The organism is Nosocomiicoccus sp. HMSC067E10, from assembly GCF_001810835.1.
Taxonomy (GTDB): Bacteria; Bacillota; Bacilli; order Staphylococcales; family Salinicoccaceae; genus Nosocomiicoccus; species Nosocomiicoccus ampullae_A.
Genome location: NZ_KV802759.1, coordinates 1 through 18,311, shown reverse-complemented (window position 1 = coordinate 18,311; position 18,311 = coordinate 1). Strand labels below are relative to the sequence as shown.

The 18,311-nt window shown below is 27.1% G+C and carries 18 protein-coding genes; 4 read left to right on the top strand and 14 right to left on the bottom strand.

From position 1 onward, the window contains the following. Nucleotides 1–89 precede the first annotated feature (89 nt). Together HMPREF2767_RS02760 and HMPREF2767_RS02755 are read right to left on the bottom strand one after the other, a co-directional pair. Nucleotides 90–629, bottom strand: a complete 540-nt coding sequence (locus HMPREF2767_RS02760) for a hypothetical protein (RefSeq protein WP_070622549.1) — start codon at nucleotides 627–629, stop codon at nucleotides 90–92. 313 nt (nucleotides 630–942) lie between these two features. After that, entirely contained in the window at nucleotides 943–1,449 is a 507-nt protein-coding gene (locus tag HMPREF2767_RS02755; RefSeq protein WP_070622548.1) for a hypothetical protein, read from the bottom strand. 173 nt (nucleotides 1,450–1,622) lie between these two features. Between HMPREF2767_RS02755 and HMPREF2767_RS02750 the strand changes: the two genes are divergently transcribed. After that, nucleotides 1,623–2,296 (top strand): IS6-like element IS257 family transposase gene (locus tag HMPREF2767_RS02750; RefSeq protein WP_001106022.1). Its coding sequence is split into 2 segments (ribosomal slippage): nucleotides 1,623–1,788 and nucleotides 1,788–2,296, totalling 675 coding nucleotides; the frame shifts between segments, so codons are not numbered across the junction. Nucleotides 2,297–2,481: 185 nt separating this feature from the next. Here HMPREF2767_RS02750 and HMPREF2767_RS02745 read toward each other — a convergent pair. Further along, entirely contained in the window at nucleotides 2,482–2,874 is a 393-nt protein-coding gene (locus HMPREF2767_RS02745) for a YolD-like family protein (RefSeq protein ID WP_070622547.1), read from the bottom strand. Between the two features lie 360 nt (nucleotides 2,875–3,234). Here HMPREF2767_RS02745 and HMPREF2767_RS02740 point away from each other — a divergent pair, with 360 nt between their 5' ends. Next, nucleotides 3,235–5,187 (top strand): HsdM family class I SAM-dependent methyltransferase, encoded by a 1,953-nt coding sequence (locus HMPREF2767_RS02740; protein WP_070622546.1) that lies wholly within the window; start codon nucleotides 3,235–3,237, stop codon nucleotides 5,185–5,187. Continuing rightward, on the top strand, nucleotides 5,174–6,208 hold the full coding sequence (locus tag HMPREF2767_RS02735) for a restriction endonuclease subunit S (RefSeq protein WP_168162114.1): 1,035 nt from the start codon (nucleotides 5,174–5,176) through the stop codon (nucleotides 6,206–6,208). Before HMPREF2767_RS02740 ends, HMPREF2767_RS02735 begins: the two co-directional genes overlap by 14 nt. Nucleotides 6,209–6,317: 109 nt before the next feature. On the opposite strand, the gene HMPREF2767_RS02730 is transcribed toward HMPREF2767_RS02735, so the two are convergent. Continuing rightward, the gene (locus HMPREF2767_RS02730) at nucleotides 6,318–6,872 is read right to left on the bottom strand and encodes a recombinase family protein (protein WP_070622544.1); all 555 of its coding nucleotides are present in this window, start codon (nucleotides 6,870–6,872) and stop codon (nucleotides 6,318–6,320) included. Between the two features lie 451 nt (nucleotides 6,873–7,323). On the opposite strand from HMPREF2767_RS02730, the gene HMPREF2767_RS02725 reads away from it, so the two are divergent. After that, nucleotides 7,324–8,796: an Abi family protein gene (locus HMPREF2767_RS02725; protein WP_070622543.1), complete on the top strand. Its 1,473-nt coding sequence runs from the start codon at nucleotides 7,324–7,326 to the stop codon at nucleotides 8,794–8,796. A 165-nt stretch (nucleotides 8,797–8,961) separates the two neighbouring features. Here the strand turns inward: HMPREF2767_RS02725 and HMPREF2767_RS02720 are convergent, their stop codons facing one another. The 10 genes from HMPREF2767_RS02720 to HMPREF2767_RS02680 all read right to left on the bottom strand — a co-directional run. After that, a complete protein-coding gene (locus HMPREF2767_RS02720; protein WP_070622542.1) occupies nucleotides 8,962–9,414 on the bottom strand; it encodes a GNAT family N-acetyltransferase in 453 nt (150 codons plus the stop codon). Then, a complete protein-coding gene (locus HMPREF2767_RS02715) occupies nucleotides 9,395–10,639 on the bottom strand; it encodes an MFS transporter (protein ID WP_246828762.1) in 1,245 nt (414 codons plus the stop codon). Before HMPREF2767_RS02715 ends, HMPREF2767_RS02720 begins: the two co-directional genes overlap by 20 nt. A gap of 4 nt (nucleotides 10,640–10,643) precedes the next feature. Then, entirely contained in the window at nucleotides 10,644–11,435 is a 792-nt protein-coding gene (locus tag HMPREF2767_RS02710; RefSeq protein WP_070622540.1) for a DUF2268 domain-containing putative Zn-dependent protease, read from the bottom strand. 2 nt (nucleotides 11,436–11,437) lie between these two features. Continuing rightward, entirely contained in the window at nucleotides 11,438–12,238 is an 801-nt protein-coding gene (locus HMPREF2767_RS02705) for a lantibiotic dehydratase C-terminal domain-containing protein (RefSeq protein ID WP_070622539.1), read from the bottom strand. Next, nucleotides 12,195–14,474, bottom strand: a complete 2,280-nt coding sequence (locus HMPREF2767_RS02700) for a hypothetical protein (RefSeq protein WP_070622538.1) — start codon at nucleotides 14,472–14,474, stop codon at nucleotides 12,195–12,197. Before HMPREF2767_RS02700 ends, HMPREF2767_RS02705 begins: the two co-directional genes overlap by 44 nt. Before the next feature lie 3 nt (nucleotides 14,475–14,477). Further along, nucleotides 14,478–15,176 carry a SagB/ThcOx family dehydrogenase gene (locus HMPREF2767_RS02695; protein ID WP_070622537.1) on the bottom strand — a complete coding sequence of 233 codons (699 nt, stop codon included), beginning with the start codon at nucleotides 15,174–15,176 and terminating at the stop codon, nucleotides 14,478–14,480. A 14-nt stretch (nucleotides 15,177–15,190) separates the two neighbouring features. Next, nucleotides 15,191–16,378: a YcaO-like family protein gene (locus HMPREF2767_RS02690; protein WP_083302032.1), complete on the bottom strand. Its 1,188-nt coding sequence runs from the start codon at nucleotides 16,376–16,378 to the stop codon at nucleotides 15,191–15,193. Continuing rightward, nucleotides 16,351–17,127 (bottom strand): hypothetical protein, encoded by a 777-nt coding sequence (locus HMPREF2767_RS02685; RefSeq protein WP_070622535.1) that lies wholly within the window; start codon nucleotides 17,125–17,127, stop codon nucleotides 16,351–16,353. Before HMPREF2767_RS02685 ends, HMPREF2767_RS02690 begins: the two co-directional genes overlap by 28 nt. A gap of 61 nt (nucleotides 17,128–17,188) precedes the next feature. After that, nucleotides 17,189–17,326: a hypothetical protein gene (locus tag HMPREF2767_RS08725; protein WP_168162113.1), complete on the bottom strand. Its 138-nt coding sequence runs from the start codon at nucleotides 17,324–17,326 to the stop codon at nucleotides 17,189–17,191. A 493-nt stretch (nucleotides 17,327–17,819) separates the two neighbouring features. Continuing rightward, a partial coding sequence (locus HMPREF2767_RS02680) for a toprim domain-containing protein (RefSeq protein WP_148128990.1) occupies nucleotides 17,820–18,311 on the bottom strand: 492 nt, incomplete at its 5' end.

Here is an 18,311-nt window from a genome sequence, read left to right as displayed (position 1 = left end):
AAACGCATTAGCGTTTCTTCCATGCCTTTATAAAAATAAAAAACCTATGAGCTGTTTAGGATCATAGGTTTATCAATTGATTATTACTATTAGGCTTGTGCCATATCATTAATTTCATAGTATTTTATAAAGTTTTCAAACATAGTTTTAAAATATTTATCAGTATAATCATATCCATGTTTTTCAGCATACTCTTGCCATGTTAAAAACTCTGTAGTTTTACTTGAAGCTTTATCAACGAAAGCAAAATTCAATTCTAAATCTCCGTTAGGATTTTCTACTAATTGAATAATTAAATAACCGTTGTTATTATCTCCATGTTTTTTGATTTCTTTAATAAAATCCTTTTTAAATATTTCTTGTCTTGTAATTGTTTCTAACCATTCTTTATAAAATTCTTGCTCCACTTCAAAGTTTCTTAACTCTTTTTGCTTTTGTCTTAATGAAAAATCTAATACATTATTTCTTTTAGCATAAGAAGTATATAAGTTATTTTCTACATGTAATACAAAACTCATAAGCTCTTTATACATTACCGTACCGTAACCCCATTGATAATGATAAAATTCATTCTTGACGATACCCTCATTATTAATTTTTTGTAATAAAATTTGTGTTCTTTGACCCATTTTAATAACTCCTTTTTCTACCACTCTTATATTTTGAGTGTGTAGATGATATTTTATTTACGCATACGTCAAAGCATCTCGTAACGGTATTGCAAGTCTGCTTTAGCACACGGAGTGCTTGGACTTGCAATACATAAGTGAAGAGATGCTAGTATGCAAAGTAAATAAATATCAATCGAAACACGAAAAATAAGAGTGAGTAAAACGAACGAATCAAAGAAACGCAACCAGCGTTTCTTCCATGCACTTATATAATAAAAAAAGCCCTATGATCTGTTTAGGATCGAAGGGCTTACCTATAATAAATATTGTATTAATCATCTTCAATTTGAGCTATTATTTTATCTTCTAGGTCATCCGTATAGAAATATTCAATTTTATTTTGAGTATTTAACCAGTTTTTAACAATATCCTTTGCTATCACTTTTGTACATTCTTTAGAACATGATCTTTCTGATTCTGCATTGAATAAATATGATGGAATAATAGTATAATAGAAATCTTGTTCATCAATATTTATTAGCTTTGAACAATTTCCACATTTGAATCCCCATTTATTTTTATCAGAATTAAAGTATCTTTTTTTAATTCCTAGTTCTTCATAAGGCACTTCAAATTTTTCTCTTTCTATCGGACTATATGAATAATGTTTTTCAAAATATTTTCTTATATTTCTGTCCTCTATAAATTCATCTAGTGAATTTCCTAATTCTAATGTTTTGTAAATCTGATCAGCAATAATCCTTAAGTCATTTCTATTTATGGTGTTAGAGAAATTATCCTCAAATAACAGATATTTAGAATTATTTTCTGATTCCACAACTACACTTTTTAAAACGCTGTTTTTCTCATTGTTTAAAAAGCTAGTAAGTTCATCTACTTCAATAGTCGGCTTATTTTCATATCCGAGTTCATTTTCACAAGTATTACAAATTAAGGTTCTGTTGCAAAGTTGAATTTATAGTATAATTTTAACAAAAAGGAGTCTTCTGTATGAACTATTTCAGATATAAACAATTTAACAAGGATGTTATCACTGTAGCCGTTGGCTACTATCTAAGATATGCATTGAGTTATCGTGATATATCTGAAATATTAAGGGGACGTGGTGTAAACGTTCATCATTCAACGGTCTACCGTTGGGTTCAAGAATATGCCCAATTTTATATCAAATTTGGAAGAAAAAGCATAAAAAAGCTTATTACAAATGGCGTATTGATGAGACGTACATCAAAATAAAAGGAAAATGGAGCTATTTATATCGTGCCATTGATGCAGAGGGACATACATTAGATATTTGGTTGCGTAAGCAACGAGATAATCATTCAGCATATGCGTTTATTAAACGTCTCATTAAACAATTTGGTAAACCTCAAAAGGTAATTACAGATCAGGCACCTTCAACGAAGGTAGCAATGGTTAAAGTAATTAAAGCTTTTAAACTTAAACCTGACTGCCATTGTACATCGAAATATCTGAATAACCTCATTGAGCAAGATCACCGTCATATTAAAGTAAGAAAGACAAGGTATCAAAGTATCAATACAGCAAAGAATACTTTAAAAGGTATTGAGTGTATTTACGCTCTATATAAAAAGAACCGCAGGTCTCTTCAGATCTACGGATTTTCGCCATGCCACGAAATTAGCATCATGCTAGCAAGTTAAGCGAACACTGACATGATAAATTAGTGGTTAGCTATATTTTTTTACTTTGCAACAGAACCCAAATTAATATAATTTTATTATTAACTTTAATTCTTCTTAATTGATTATTGTATGTTCGACATATACTACAACAAAGCAATTATCCTCACTCCATACATTATAACTTATATAATATATTATATATACTATATAATATCATCTAAATAGCCATCTTTAGTAATATCATAAATATGAAAAAAGTTTATTTCAGAAACGTCATTACTATCTTTAATTTTTATTGTACCTTTTTCATGATTAATACTTTCAATTTTACATTCAATATATTTTTCAATTCCATCTGACCAGTAACGAATGATTGCTGTTTGTCCAACAAGCTGAAAAGCGATTCTTTCATTAACTTCTAATAAATCTTGCGATAATTTTGGTTCACTGATCAAACTTAATTCATGCATCATTTGATCTATATTTTCATACTGCTCTGACATAGTTGCAAAAGGCATCCATTTAATCATTCCACGTCCGTAAGGTATATTAGAATCTAACTCTTCGTATGGTATATTTCTATAATCAAGTATCATAATATCACTTCCTTAACTCAATTATACGAACATATGTTCTATTTTTCAATATAAAAATAGCACCTTTATTGGTGCTATTAAAAATATATTATTAATTAAATTCATCATTAAATAGACTTAAAATTCTTGATTTTTTACCAATAGAAATCTCTGAAAATTATCACTTAAATTGTACTCAAATTCATGAATTAAATCTTCATAATCATAAGATTCATAAGATAGCTTCTCTTTAAACACTCCCTCTTTTTAGAATATTAAATAGACCCAACAAATTATATATTCAAATAAGAAACTTCTTATTGTGTATACCTGTAACTACCTTTAACATAAGACATAACAATAAATAAAGCGAGGTTTATAATGACTAAATACAATAATGAAACTCAAACAGATATATGGGTATACAATCTTGCAAAAGAAGCAGGTATTACTTTGCACCCCCAAGGAAGCAATATTGAATCTGTTGTTAAGTCTTTAAAAACAGCTTCAAAAAATCTAAAAGGTAACGTGGGCTTACCTGATTTTACTGCTGTTGTTTCAACAAATAACGATGCTTACTTAATAGTCATTGAAAATAAGAAAGAAACATCGTTACATATTTCTTTTGATGACCATGAATTGATTAGTAAAACTGATAAAGATATTAATAAGTACGCAGTAAATGGGGCTGTACACTATGCTCAACATCTTGTTAAAGATGACAATGTACCTTTTAAAAAAATATTTGCAATTGGCATTAGTGGAAATGAAGAAAGACATCGTATCACTCCTGTATTTATTGACGAAAGTCCTCAGTATAAAATACTTGATGATTTGGACACTCTAGTTAATATTTCAGAAAAAAATATTGTCCAGTATTATATGAACGAAGTCTTAGAAGAAAGTACAGAAACGCAGAAAAAAGATGAGGACATCTTTAATCTAGCGAAAATGATGCATGAGGATTTAAGAACATATGGTAATCTTCAAGAAAAAGATAAACCACTAATTGTTTCAGGTATACTACTTGCTTTAAGAGAATCTGAATATGGAGGGTTTAATACTAGCTCCTTAACAAATGATAAATACAATCCAGATGGTTATAAGATATTTGATGCGATTGATACAAATCTAAATCGATCAAGTATCAAACCTCAAACTAAAAAAGATAAACTACTTTCTCAATTTGATTTAATTAAAAACAATACTCATATAAATTCATTTAACACAGAATTAGGTATGACACCTTTAAAGCATTTTACATTATTTTTAGAAAAAAATATTTATAAAGATATAAAATTCACAAATTCTGTGCATGATTATATTGGTAATTTCTATAGTGAGTTCATGAGTTATGGTGGCGATGGTCAAGGTTTAGGTATTGTTCTTACACCTGCTCATATAACTGACCTATTTTGTGATCTAGTTGATATAAAACCTAATGATGTTGTATTTGATCCATGTACTGGTACGGGTGGATTCTTAATAGCATCAATGCACAAAATGTTAGAACAAGCAGATAAAGAAGATGCTTATATACAACGCAGAATCCGACAAGAACAATTACACGGTATCGAATTACAGAGTTATATGTTTACTATTGCTACAACTAATATGATTCTACGTGGCGATGGCAAATCTAATTTATTAAACGATAATTTTTTAAGCAAAGATCCTTTTCAAATTCAAAGTCAGATTGCACCTACTGTTGGAATGATTAATCCACCCTATTCAATGGCAAAGCGTACTAAAGACAACAATCAACTAGAAATTAATTTCATAAGTCGTATGTTAGATACCTTGACTAAAGGGGGTAAAGGTATTGCGATTGTTCCACAAAGTACAGCTGTGGGGGTTAATAAAGATGCGAGAGAAATAAAGGCAGATATTCTAAAAAGACATACACTTGAAGGAGTAATCACATTACAAAATGATACTTTCTATGGTGTAGGTGTCAACGCGTGTATTATGGTTTTTACAGCAGGAATACCACACGAATTTAGTCATGAAGCTAAGTTTATTGATTTTAAAGATGATGGATATAAAGTCGCTAAACATATTGGTTTAATCGAAACAAATGAAGCACAAGATAAAAAAGAAAAACTATTAAATGTATGGCGAGATGAACTCGAAGCACCGAATGAATTTTGTGTGAAATCTAAAGTTAAACCCGAAGATGAATGGTTACATAGTTTTTACTACTTTGATGACCGACCTCCTACAGAAGATGACTTTAAAAAATCAGTTAATGATTATCTATCTTTTCAACTTGATATGGTATTACATGGTCGAGAATATCTCTTTGAAGAAGGTGTATTTGATGAACGAAATTAATTGGGGATTGTTTGAAATTGAAGATATTTTTGAAATTGTAACAGGAGCTCTATTAAAGTCCTCTAAATTAACAGATGGTTCAATACCACGTATAACTGCGACTAGTCTAAATAACGGAATATCGACCTTTACAAGTGAAATGACACATAAAAATTTTAGAAAATATAGTAACTTTATTAGCGTATCTTTTTTGGGCGAGGTATTTTATCAACCGAATACAGTCAGTTTAGATATGAAAATTCATGGGTTAAAACTTAAAAATAGAACTTTGACTAAACCATTGGCATTATATCTAATACCTCTAATAAAAAAATTTTCAAAGAAATATACATACGGTAATCAACTATCTACATCTGTACTGGCTAGACAAAAGATATCATTACCTATTAAAACGAATGGAATGCCTGACTGGGAACACATGGAAAACTATATTCTATCTTTACAAAACGAACGAGCAGAAAAAATTCTTCACTTCCTAAATTCAGAATTGAACGAAGTGGCGGATTATAACGAAGTAAATATGAATAATACTCAGTGGAAAAACTTTACTATTAAAGATATTATAAATGTTTATAACGGAGTTCGCTTAACATCTTCAAGAATGATAAAAGGAAATATTCCTTTTATTGGTGCAACAGAATTTAATAATGGTATTACTAAATTCATTTCTAATATAAACAAAAGTTTAGATAAAAATGTTCTTGGCATTAATTATAATGGTAGTGTATGTGAAGGCTTTTATCATAAATATGAAGCAATATTTTCAGATGATGTCAAAAGATTAAAATTAAAAAACTATGCTGATAATGAGTTTGTATTATTATTTATACTAACCTCTATACAAAAACAAAGAAATAAATATAGGTACGGTTATAAATTTAATGAAAATAGAATGAAAAACCAGCAAATTTTATTACCTGCCACAAATGATGGTAGTCCTGATTATGATTTTATGGAAAACTATATTAAAGGAATTAAGTATAAGAGTATCATTAAAACTATTAATTTTTTAGAAAACTAGTTTTTGTTCCGTATTATACTGATATTCTAACTTATAGGTCTATTTTTGTGTATTACAATAATAGACCTATTGTTTATATTGTACACATACTTAAATTCCAACAATCTACTCATTTATCTTCTCGAACAACCTTATATATAGTAGTTCTTGATACCCCTACCATTTTAGAAATTTCTTCGCCTGTATAGTTTCTACTATTATATAGGGATTTTATCATTTCTTTTTTTTCATCGGATACTGCAGGTCTTCCACCAACTCTACCCCTAGCTCTCGCAGATGCTAACCCTTTCTTTGTTCTCTCACTTAATAAGTTCGCTTCTAATTCTGCAAAAGCTGACATCATTGTAAAAAACATTTTACCCATCGCATCTTTTGTACTAATATTCATATCAATAATTTGGAGATCTATGTTTTCTCTTTCCAGATATAAAGACAACTCTATCAATTGCTTTGTCGTTCGTCCTAAACGATCTAACTTTGTTATGACTAATGTGTCCCCCTCTCTCATGTAATTTAGACAATTATCTAACTCTGTTCGCCTAACCTTTCTGCCACTCACTTTTTCAGAAAAAATGCGTTCGCACCCATGCTCTTTTAACACATCAATTTGACTATCTAGCTTTTGATCTTTTGTACTAACTCTCGCATACCCTATTTTAGCCATATAATCCTCCTTTATAAGACGTATTTTGAAACATTTTATGGGGAAGTATGTACATATGTTAAATTAAAGCGCTCTAATCATTCTATCTAATGTACATAAACTTATGTACTTTTATTATAAACGAACACAGATAACCTCACAAGTAAACGAACAGTATTTATATAAAAAATAGCTCTAAATTCTGTTAGGTTTATTTGTAAAATTAACGGTCGTTTTTTGTACTATATATATATATAAATAATATTATTGGACAAAATGTGCTTTTCATTAATGCATTTGCATTTAGATATGAACTACTATATAATAGGGATACACGAACCTTTCACGCCTCTTCATAATTTTATGAATGCGAACCTCGAAGGGTCTTTTTTTTGTCCTTTTTTATATAGCCATTTTATTTTGATCTAGCTAATTACATAGAAAGCAGAACTTTATACAAGGTGATAGGTTTATGACATTTGTAGTAGATGAAATTATGCCACATGATGAAATAAAACAGTTTAAAAATGTTGAAGATATAATTCTAGATTTAAAGAATAAAAAAGATAGACCTTTATCTTTCAATGACCAAGAAATGGAAGAAGCAAGAATTTTTTTCAATACGGTTAACTACTATAGTTTTACAATTTACAGAAAACTACTTCCTCGAGTAGAAAATAAAAAATATAGTTTTAGTGATTGCTTAGAATTATACAATTTCAACACATTTTTAAGAGAAAATTTAAATCGATTTACGGGTCAAATCGAACTGTTATTAAGAGCCTCTTTAATTCAATGTATTTGTGAATACTATGAAAATAAAAAAAGAGAAGATAAAATTATACTCATTAAGAACCATATTAGAGAAACTGTTGAAATGAGAGAAAAAGAATTAATAAAAAAAATTAAAAAAACTGCTAATAAAAACGTCGGATTTAAAAACTTACTTTTAGCAACTGAGAAGAAACTAAACGGTTCCTTGTTCAGTGTATCGAATAACACTAATAAAATATCAACTAAATACTCTACTGAATTAATAGACATGTTAGGCAAAGAAGCTATAGGAGATATTGAAAAATTAATAGATACTTCGGTACAACACGCTATTAATGGTATACAATCCATAGCAAAAGTAGGTAAAGAAACTTTTGAAGTTGAGATAGGAAAAAATAATTTTGATTCTTATGAAGATTATTCTTATCTTTTTTCTCGGTTGACAGAAAAATATGAACAAGAGATCTTGTCTACATTTCAAGAGAAGAAAGTTATTTTTCTACAAGAAGCTTCTAAACGAGAACCTTCTAATATGTATAAATTTAAATCAGGTGAATTGTATTTAGACACAGCCATATATAAAAAAGAAAACGATGATGACATAAAAGAAACTGAAGAAATCATTAAAAATTTCCTTGAAGTTATTGATGTAAGTAAATCTGATGCTATTAAACACCATAAAGAAAAGAAAATAGGTGTGCCGTTATGGGTTTTATTTGAAGAAGTTACTTACGGCGATGTGTATCATTTTGTAGTTTCATTAGAGGAAGAATTTCAAAATGCTTGGATTGAATCTTTTAATAATCCTGAAAATTTAGTGCCTAAAAATTCAGGTAAATTCATTCTAGGATGGTTTAGAGCTATTAATTTTTTACGAAACGATTGTGCACATTATAATCGATTATATGGGCGTTATTTTACAGTCTCTCCACCATCCCTTCATAAGAATGATGCGAGAAAAGCAGGAATTGAATTAAATAACAATAAGACGCTATTCGCTATTATGCTCACAATTAAAAATTTACTGGGATATAATGTCTTTGCTGTTGAACAGTGGAATTATTTTGTAAAAAAATTAGACGAAAGAATTACTGAGCGTAAGGATATCATTAAGATTGATAGAATGGGCTTTCCTCAAAATTGGAAAGAATGCTTAACAATAGTCAAATAGTTTAATCAAAGGCTTATACTTTCCGAAAGTAAATCTATAGAAAACAGACCAGTCTTGAATCTGGTCTGTTTCATGTTGCACCACTCGCTATATGCTTGTATCTTCCACCATCTTTTTTCTTATAACTCTCCTTAATTTATAAAATAGAAGACGTTCTTAATTAGGTTAGTTTAGTAACTTAACCATAAATAAACTGTCGTTATTAAAATTATGTTTTTCATAAAATTTAATCGCTCTTTTATTTTTCTCAAAAACTTGTAAACCCAATTTATTAAATCCCCTCTCTCTACACCACTCTTCAGCTTTGTTTAATAATAATTCACTAACCCCTTTCCCTTCGAACTCTTTTTTAATAGCTATACTATGTAAATAACCCCAGTATTCATCCATGAATATATCATAGTATTCCCTCATTTCAATATAGCCTAAATAATCATTTTGATGTGTCAAAATAAATATATTATCTTTGTTATTTTTTATAGATTCTATAGCAATATTTTTTTGTTGTTTATCGTGGACTCCTATATCTCTAAAACTTAAAAATTCAAAAGTAGTAAATCTTTGAGACATTTCCAATATAAAACCTTCATCTTTTTCATCAAATTGTTTTATTCTCATAATTATCATCTTTCTTTTTTTCATTTATAAAATAAAATAAAAATACAATTCCCAATAAAATTTCTAACATTGATAAGATTGGAGTTACAAATCTATTACCAAGGTATTGAATGATAATACCTGTAAATAAAGCTCCCACTTGCATTGAAAGCATACTACATGTATTCCACAACCCAAATACTCTTCCTCTTAAATCAGGATTTACCTTTATTTGCATCACATTTCTTTCAAATGGTACTACAAATCCTCCTACAAAAGCGAATGCAATCATTATAAGAGACCCAGTAAACAAGTTATTTGTCAGACTAAACAGTGCCCAAGTTAATCCCATCAGTATATAGATATAACCATAGTTATGAACTTTCTTAAACATGATTTTATTATTCGCAATCCAGTAGCCGACAATTACAGAAGTTAATCCTTCTGCAATATATAATACACTAAGACCAAATGGAGGAACTTGATATACTTCATTCACCATTCTTTCAATCATTAAGTTGAAAGATCCAATGATTAGCCCACCAGTTAGCGCGAATAATAATACGTAAGAAACAAAGACATTATTTTTAGCTACTTGGAGACCAACTTTTATTTCTTTTACAAAATTTCGTTCCTTGTTAGAAATTTTTTTACGTTTAATATCTAAGTTCAACATAGCAAATCCAGCATATACAAATGAGATGCTTGTTATTATCCAAAATATATTAAGACTAAAAAATGAAACAACTAAACCACCTGTGGCAGCACCAATTAGTCGTATAAAGCTAGTTAGTGTAAAATTTAAAGAGTTCGCAGTAATCAAATCTTCATCTGGCATCATTTCCGGAATAATCGTTTGTCTCACAATAGTTGTAACTGATTGTAATAATCCAACAACAAATCGAATTACAAAGAATAAAATCCAAGCAGTCCATCCTTCAAAGAATGGAACAAGAATAAACAATAAATAAAATGGAACTTTTAAAAACTCACTGATAAACAATACTTTTTTAGTATCGTAGCGATCAATAATACCGCCGAGCAAGAAACTCATAAAGATTGGGAATAATCCACTTACTGCCCAAAGAGCGCCAAGCTGAAGCCCACTAGAGGTAATATTACCAATCAGAACGAGCATTGCAATGAATGCACCCCACTGTGTTAATCCTGTAATCATAGTTGTGATTAAAAGTTTCCTATAATTTTTATTTTTTGTAATTAGTTTAAATACCTCATTTTTGCCCATATTTTTAACCATCTTTCATTAAAATTTTTAAAAATATTTTATTATAATTATCAAAGAAGTTTCTATCTTTCTTAGTTAATTCATCTATGTTTATTAAGGTATTTCTTTTTATAAAGTTAACTAAACTATATCCATAACTATACCCTAACCAAAGTGGTATATTTTCTTTTTTATTTCCATGCATAATTGAATATATTCTACTTCTATCATTTATGTATGGATTCTTTAATACTTCTATAAATCTATTAAATTCTTGGCGTTGATGCATAAATGCCCAAGGATTAACATATTCTTTGCCTAAGATTTCCTCTACATAATTTTCAGCTAATCCTTCGTTTATAATATAATCTAATAAAAGTGAATTTCTATCTAATTTGTAAAAACTATTTCTCAAAACATGATTAATTTCATGCACTAATAAGGATTGTAATTTCTTTTTTATTTTAGGATTGTTTTGAGCATTGAATAATAGAAATATATTATTTGAAAAGCTATACCCTAAAACTCCTCCCATCTCAGTCATAACAAATTGGTAATCTGGGTTTAAGGAGATTAAAAATATATTTACATTAAATTCCTCATATTTGTTAATAACATTAATCTTTTTAACAGTAGTTGTTATCAATCTCTCTAAATCTAATTTTTTCATTAATTTAATCTGGTTAAATATATATTTACGATCTTCGTTATTTCTTATTATTTTTCCACCTATATTTTCTATAAAAGATAGCATTTTTTCATTAGTTTCTGTATCTTTGATTAATTGGCTATTTAAATCTATTAATTTTATTTTCATTTTTAAAACTCATTTTCCGATAGAATTCTATAAACAACACATTCTAAATGAGGATATAATTCAAGCCTATTAAAGTTCATGTGAGCTAAACTAATCAGTATATTAAATAATGTTTTATTAATATTCATTTTTTCTAATATTTCTTTCATATTTTCTGAATATTTAGGGGTCTCATAAACAGTATTTATATAATTCAACTTTTTAATTTTTTTAACTTCGTATATATAATCATTCAGTTCATTTTTATTTATTTCTATTTCCTCTTTTATAATATCATCGAATAAGTTCTCACTTATATTTTTAATATTTTTAATTTCTATTCCAAAATTAGTCTTAGCATATTCCATCCACATTTGAGACAAAAACAAATATATTTTTTTGATTTCTTCACTGCTTATATCTATAAAATTAAATAAATTTTTATTCAACTCTAAAACTAAGAGTATCTTTTTTAAAAAATTTTCTTTAAAAAGAATCTCACTCTGTAGAAAAGAAGCTTTACAAAAAATCTCTTCTATTTGGTATATATTTCCCTTTCCTCCATATCTCAAAATTTCTGGTCTATAATCGTTATTCACAGAAATTTTTATATTATTGTTTTTTATGAAATATTCATTTAATATTTCAAAATTCTCTTCTAGTATTCTAATTTTAATGACATTAATATTACTTTCAAAAAGTATTGTATAAAAAAATTTTATATCATTTTGTTTAAGAAACTTTACCATGCTTAAAAAGGTGTTTTCTCCATAGCTTGTTTTAGCAATTTTTATCGTTTTCCATTTCCGTAAAATAACTTTCAACTCCTACTTCATATAAATGTCCCTCATAAAAACTTTTACTTTTAAAACTTTCATCATACAGAGGTATCGCTTCTTCTATTAAAAGCAAGTCACAATTTTTAAGTATTTTATTAAAAACTTGGTAAGAAATTGACGACCTAATATTAATAAAATGTGGTTTAAAATAATCATTCATTTGTGCTATATTATTAATCTTCCTACTTTTAATTGGTTTAGCATAAAATTTACTAGGTATACCTTTTTCAATAATAAATTTTATTATATTATCATAAGTAGAATTCGATATATTTTTTGTGTTAATTACCCATTTTTTTCTAGAAAGTATTATATTTTTAACTCTTATTCTAGGGATTATTATAAAGCTTTTAATTTTTCCTATTCTATTTATGAGATGTGTATCAAAACTTATTGTATCAGCATGGTTAATATCGCATATAAAGCTATGAATAAGGGGAAACATTCTAGATGATGTAGCTCCAAGATTTATAGGCTTAACAAGAGTATTATTTATTGTAAACTTTATTATTTTATTAGTATAATCAATAGTTATTTTTAACTCTTTTAAACTATTCATATTCCATATATTTTCTAAATCTATTATTTTATCTGTTTTTAATGGACGTACATTAGCATTGAAACCATAAATACTATATAAATCAAGATATTGAACTTTATTATTTGATTTTAAAATATCTTCTGAATTTTCACGTACGTCTGCTTTAACATTTTCAAACTTGTTGAACATTCTTGTAAATCCACTGAAAACCTTATTTAGAACCACAAGATTTTTATCACACTGATAAAAATAAGTATATGAATATAGGTCACTCATAGTTGGTTTCACTTTTTTATATAACGCATTAATATAATCTTCATCTAAAAAAATTTCTTCCTTATTGAAATTATCTATAATATGATCTATTAATATTTTTCTAGTATTTTTAATTAAATCAATCTCAAAATTGCTTAAGTTATTTTTATTTTTGTAAAAATCTTTTAATACTTTTATCAATTCATTAATATTCATTGTAATATTTTTACCAATGTACTCTATAAACTGATTTTTCATAATAATAGAGTCATCAAAAATAATCATTATTTTATTAAGCATCATTGTATCTATTGGTTTGACAAGACTGAATTTTATGTTTTCTTCTAAAAACACTTCTTCATAAAGATTATTATTAAATTTTTTAGAAGTATCTATTCTGTTCTTGACTAAATTTACTTGTTCTAATATTTTTGGATGAGAGTCTATAATTTCAGATGAATATATACTATTTTCTATAATACCTATATCACATAACATCATTAATAACTTCTTACCATCTTCCTCTCCTACTTCGAATAATTGTTGAATTAATTTTAATAATTCATTATGTTCTATATTTTTATTTTTTATTTTTTCTATTAGTTTTTCAATATTTTGATTATATTCTATTGCTACAAGGGATCTTCTATTATTCTTCATCAAATTTCTATAGTTATTTTTACTTTTTTTCAATATTTCTATATTGTCAGAATTTATCCAGATATCCTTATTTAATTTGAATTTTTCATTCTTTATTCCTATATTCATTAAAGATAATGTCGCATAACCACAGCTTGAAATTTCATAAATAGATTTCTTTGAGGTTGTTCTCCCGCCGATGATACCTTGCAAACAATAAAAACTAAAAGGACTTGTTTTATATGATGCACGTATTAGATATTTATATAGTGTAATCAAAAATTTTTGATCAATTTTTTTATTTTTTCTCCATTTATCAAGATTTCTTTCTATAGAAAAATAAAAATCTTTAGAGCTAATTATAATTGCTCTATCTATAAACGACTTATTCTCTAGATATATCTCTATTAATTTGTGTACCTCTTCATCTTCAATTTGATTTTTAATATGTAATTTCTTATTTTTTTCTATAATTAAATTTCTAAGAATGATATAGTCATTTAATTTATTTTTTAGGTTAAAACTCTTTATATTATATTCATTAATATTAATATTTTTATTATGACTGACTTTTCTTTTTAATTTTAAAAGATTTGGATTGTATTTTACTTCTGTATAAAGCATTACTTCTAATTTATTAATGGTTTCATGGAATCTATTCTCTAGATCAATTAATTCTAAGCTCAAAGTATATAAGTCACTATTAGTTTCGTTAAACTTTGAAAATACTCTCTGACTTAGACCTGCAATTCGTATGATTCCTAAACTATTTTTAAATTCTTTCATGCATTACACCCCTATCGCATATGAGTAGAGTGGATAAAAATCTTCTTTTAAATTTAACTTCTCTTTAACTAAAGAATCATAATAACCGCCAATAGGACAACTTTTTAAATTTAATTTATTAGTTACTATTGATATGTTTTGTCCTATGTGACCACATTCCAACAAACATAACCTATATCCTCTAGCACCGTATTTATTAATAATATTTTCTAAATTACACACCATAAAAATAATACACGAAGAATTTTTCACGAAATCATTATTAGGAACATTTAACTGTTTAAGATCACTAAAGCTATTTATATAATGTAATATTGATTCTTCTCTATTATATAAATAAACTCCATTATTTATACTTTCAACATTATTTATTATGATATAAAGTTCTACTGGATAAAGAGCTCCAGCAGATGGACTTTTAAGACTACTATTATTACTAAATCTATAAGATTGATGTAACATTTTGAACAAAGTATCTTTTTGCATAATAAAATCATTTCTAAAATTTCTACTGCTTTTAATGTTTGGTATAATGTCATTATTTTTACACATTGAAAATACAGGTTTAATATCTAAATCACTTTTCTTATAAGTAATATTTTTGGAATTTTTATAAGCATAACCTCTCGAGAATAACAATTGTTCAAAATAATTTGTTGTATTTCGATGAAAAAAATCTACAATATATTGATGTCTTTTCATAGCCTTCCCCTCTCTTATGGAAATGGATGTTCTTCCATATTAAGCTTTCTTTTATATTCTTTAGATAATTTATTTAATCTCTCTGATATAATCATTGGTTTATTTACAGGTAAGAATGTTAGTTTTGGAATTAAAACTCTTACTACACTAAAGCCTAGTTTACGTACATCTTTTGTAGTAAGATCTTTATAATAAATTTTATAATTGTGTTCATATAACTTATTAATAACTTCTTCAAATGTATCAAAAGATTCTTCATAAGTATCATTAATATCTACTACTTTATATGCATTACTATTTCTACTTAATATTTTCTCTAATATATCTTCCGTATCATGATGTAAATAATAAAGTGGGCGCTCTTCTAAATCCTTTATTTCTTTTAAGTTATTAGGAATATTTTTTTTGTATAATAAAGGTGCCTCTGTATATATTGCATATCCTCCTAGTCCTTCTGTTATTGACTTTTTAATAGCAGTATTAGTATTAATATCTGCGGCACAAGAAATATAAAATCCTTTATTACCATTCCTATTTAAAACTGTCATTATAACTTTTACACCAAATTCCGTTGAAATATCAAAAATTTTTACGTTAAGTCCCGACAACATAATTTTTTTTTGTAAAATTTTTATTTCCGGATCAGATGAAGATGATATGTCTAATTGAAAATTTACATGACTTAACATCCAAAATAAAACAAATGCATCCCTTTCAATACACTCATAAACTCCTCTCTCTATGGCACCCTCAATGCTAGAATAAGAAGCTAGACCAGTTGATATTATATCTCTTAAAGGTTCATAATTAGTTTTTGTTAAGTAAACCATTTCTAAAGGAGCTTGATATATTTTTTCGGTTTTTAATTCTTTTACTAAAACCCATTCTCTTTCTTTAATAAAGTCATATTTTTGTGTCGCTCTTGTAACTTCATTAACATTCAACAAAGTAGCATTTTTATCAATTTCTTCTTTTTGAATTATATTTGCACAGTATCTCTCTACAGCTTCCCCCATAGATGCTAAAATAGCTTTAGATTCGTCAATAGAAATCCCTGTCCCTGAAAATGTGAAATTATTTTTCTTAATCAATGACAGATAACGATAAATTCTAGGACTGTATGCTTCTCCCTCTATTTTTTTTATAGTTCCAAAAAAATTTTCTTTTTTTATCTTCAATATAGTTCCTCCTTCAGTTGACATCTCTTACATCCCGGAATTTGATAAATTTCATATTTTTTTATGTTTAGTTTTGAAAAATCTATTTCTATAACTTTTTCAAAACTCTCTATTGGATTATTAAATCTAAATATATTTATTACTTCATTAAAAATCAAATCTCCATATAATTCATTTGATAAAATAGTAGATTTACTGTACTTATTTTGATGTATAAAATTATGATTTTGTAGGCACTGACTACACGGACCTCCACTCACTGTAAAAAGAGGTCCTAATAAAACACCATAATTTGTAAGAGTAACATTTAACAAGTTGGACTTTTTTTCCATCGCTAACTGCTCAATCTCATCTATTTCTGTAGTTAAGTTATTATTAATATATACTATCAAATCACCCTCCTTAATATTTGAAGTCTTTTTAGATAGTTCAGAAAAATTATTGTTCCAGCTAATACGTTTACTAATATTTTCTAATACCCCTCTTGCTAGCCAAGAACTATCTGACGTTAAAAATACATGATTATTTTTAGAAACTATTTTTATTAGATTTTTTGCTTTAAGTTCCATTACTATTGACTCAATAGTTTTTAAATCTAAATTTGTCTTCTTAGCAATTTCTTTAGTATTATTAAATCCATTTAAACTATCAATGACACATTTAAGTTTTGATATGTTACTGCTCTCTAATTTATACTTTTTATTATCTGAATCTAACCTAATTATTATAGAGTCATTCTTTAAATAATACTTTCCTTTGAATTCGTACAACATAATCACACCTCTTTAAATATAATTAAAAGAGCAGGTTAAAGTAAACCTGCTCTTCCTGAAATTATTCAGTTTCTTTAGTTGGTTTAGGGGGTGCTTCGCACCCGCCACTAGTAGCTCCACAAGATCCAGCTTGTAATAACTCTTCTACAGTCTCAATGTCTTTTTCTGTATCAAAAAGTTCTGTTACTTTAATTTCCATGGTTCTCACCTCCTTAAAAGTTTAAATATAAAAGCGCTATCATTTTCAATCTACTATATCATATATCACAAGTCAATAATAATGAATATCTAGTGAATTAATAATATCTCAAAATATTGACAATTTAAAAAAATTCAAATATTTAATCATAGTTCTCAACTTTTCCTATTACATTCACCACTATGAAATCGTCAGTATCTTATTTTGTAACAAATATTTAAAATGATATGAAATAACTAGCTTTATAATACATGCAAAATTTTATACATTCTTTATATTAGATAATTAGTATAAAAAATTTTTAATGCAGTTTCTTACTTAAAAATTCAAAATAATGAGTGTTATTATCAAGTACATAAAAAAAGACCGGTGCATTAAGCACCGATCTTTATAATTGTAAATAAATATCATCTCTAATTCTATAAAAGAATTAGAAAAAAGAAGATGTACATATATTATAATATAAAATAATTTTGTTATCAATATTTACTGATTACTCCATTTCCATACCTCTACTACTCTCTAAATGTCTGTAATTTTGTAAATACTGTTTCTTACTTAATGGAATATTTTTCTCATGTTCTTGATAAGCGTGACCATTTCTTCTTACTAATACATCATTCCAATCTTTCACATTTTCTTTTTTAGGTGGTACAGCAAAATATATCGGCATTTCTCCGTGTTCACGGTGAACTAAATTATTTTCAATTTTATCTTGATTAAATTTTAATCCTGCTTCATCATTATCTACTGCATACACTACATTTGGTATCTTTCCTGTATTTTGACCAACTTCTAAAATTTGCTGGTAAATTATACTTGGATTATTAACCCCTCGCATTGAAACATATTTTGAGTTTGGTGTTAGTCCATTGAGTGAAGCATAGCTAATCGCATCAACCTCGCTTTCAAAAAAGTAAATATTCCTAATATCTTTGTTTGGACTTGTCTTAAATGAGAAACCAAATTTTTGATTTGCACCACT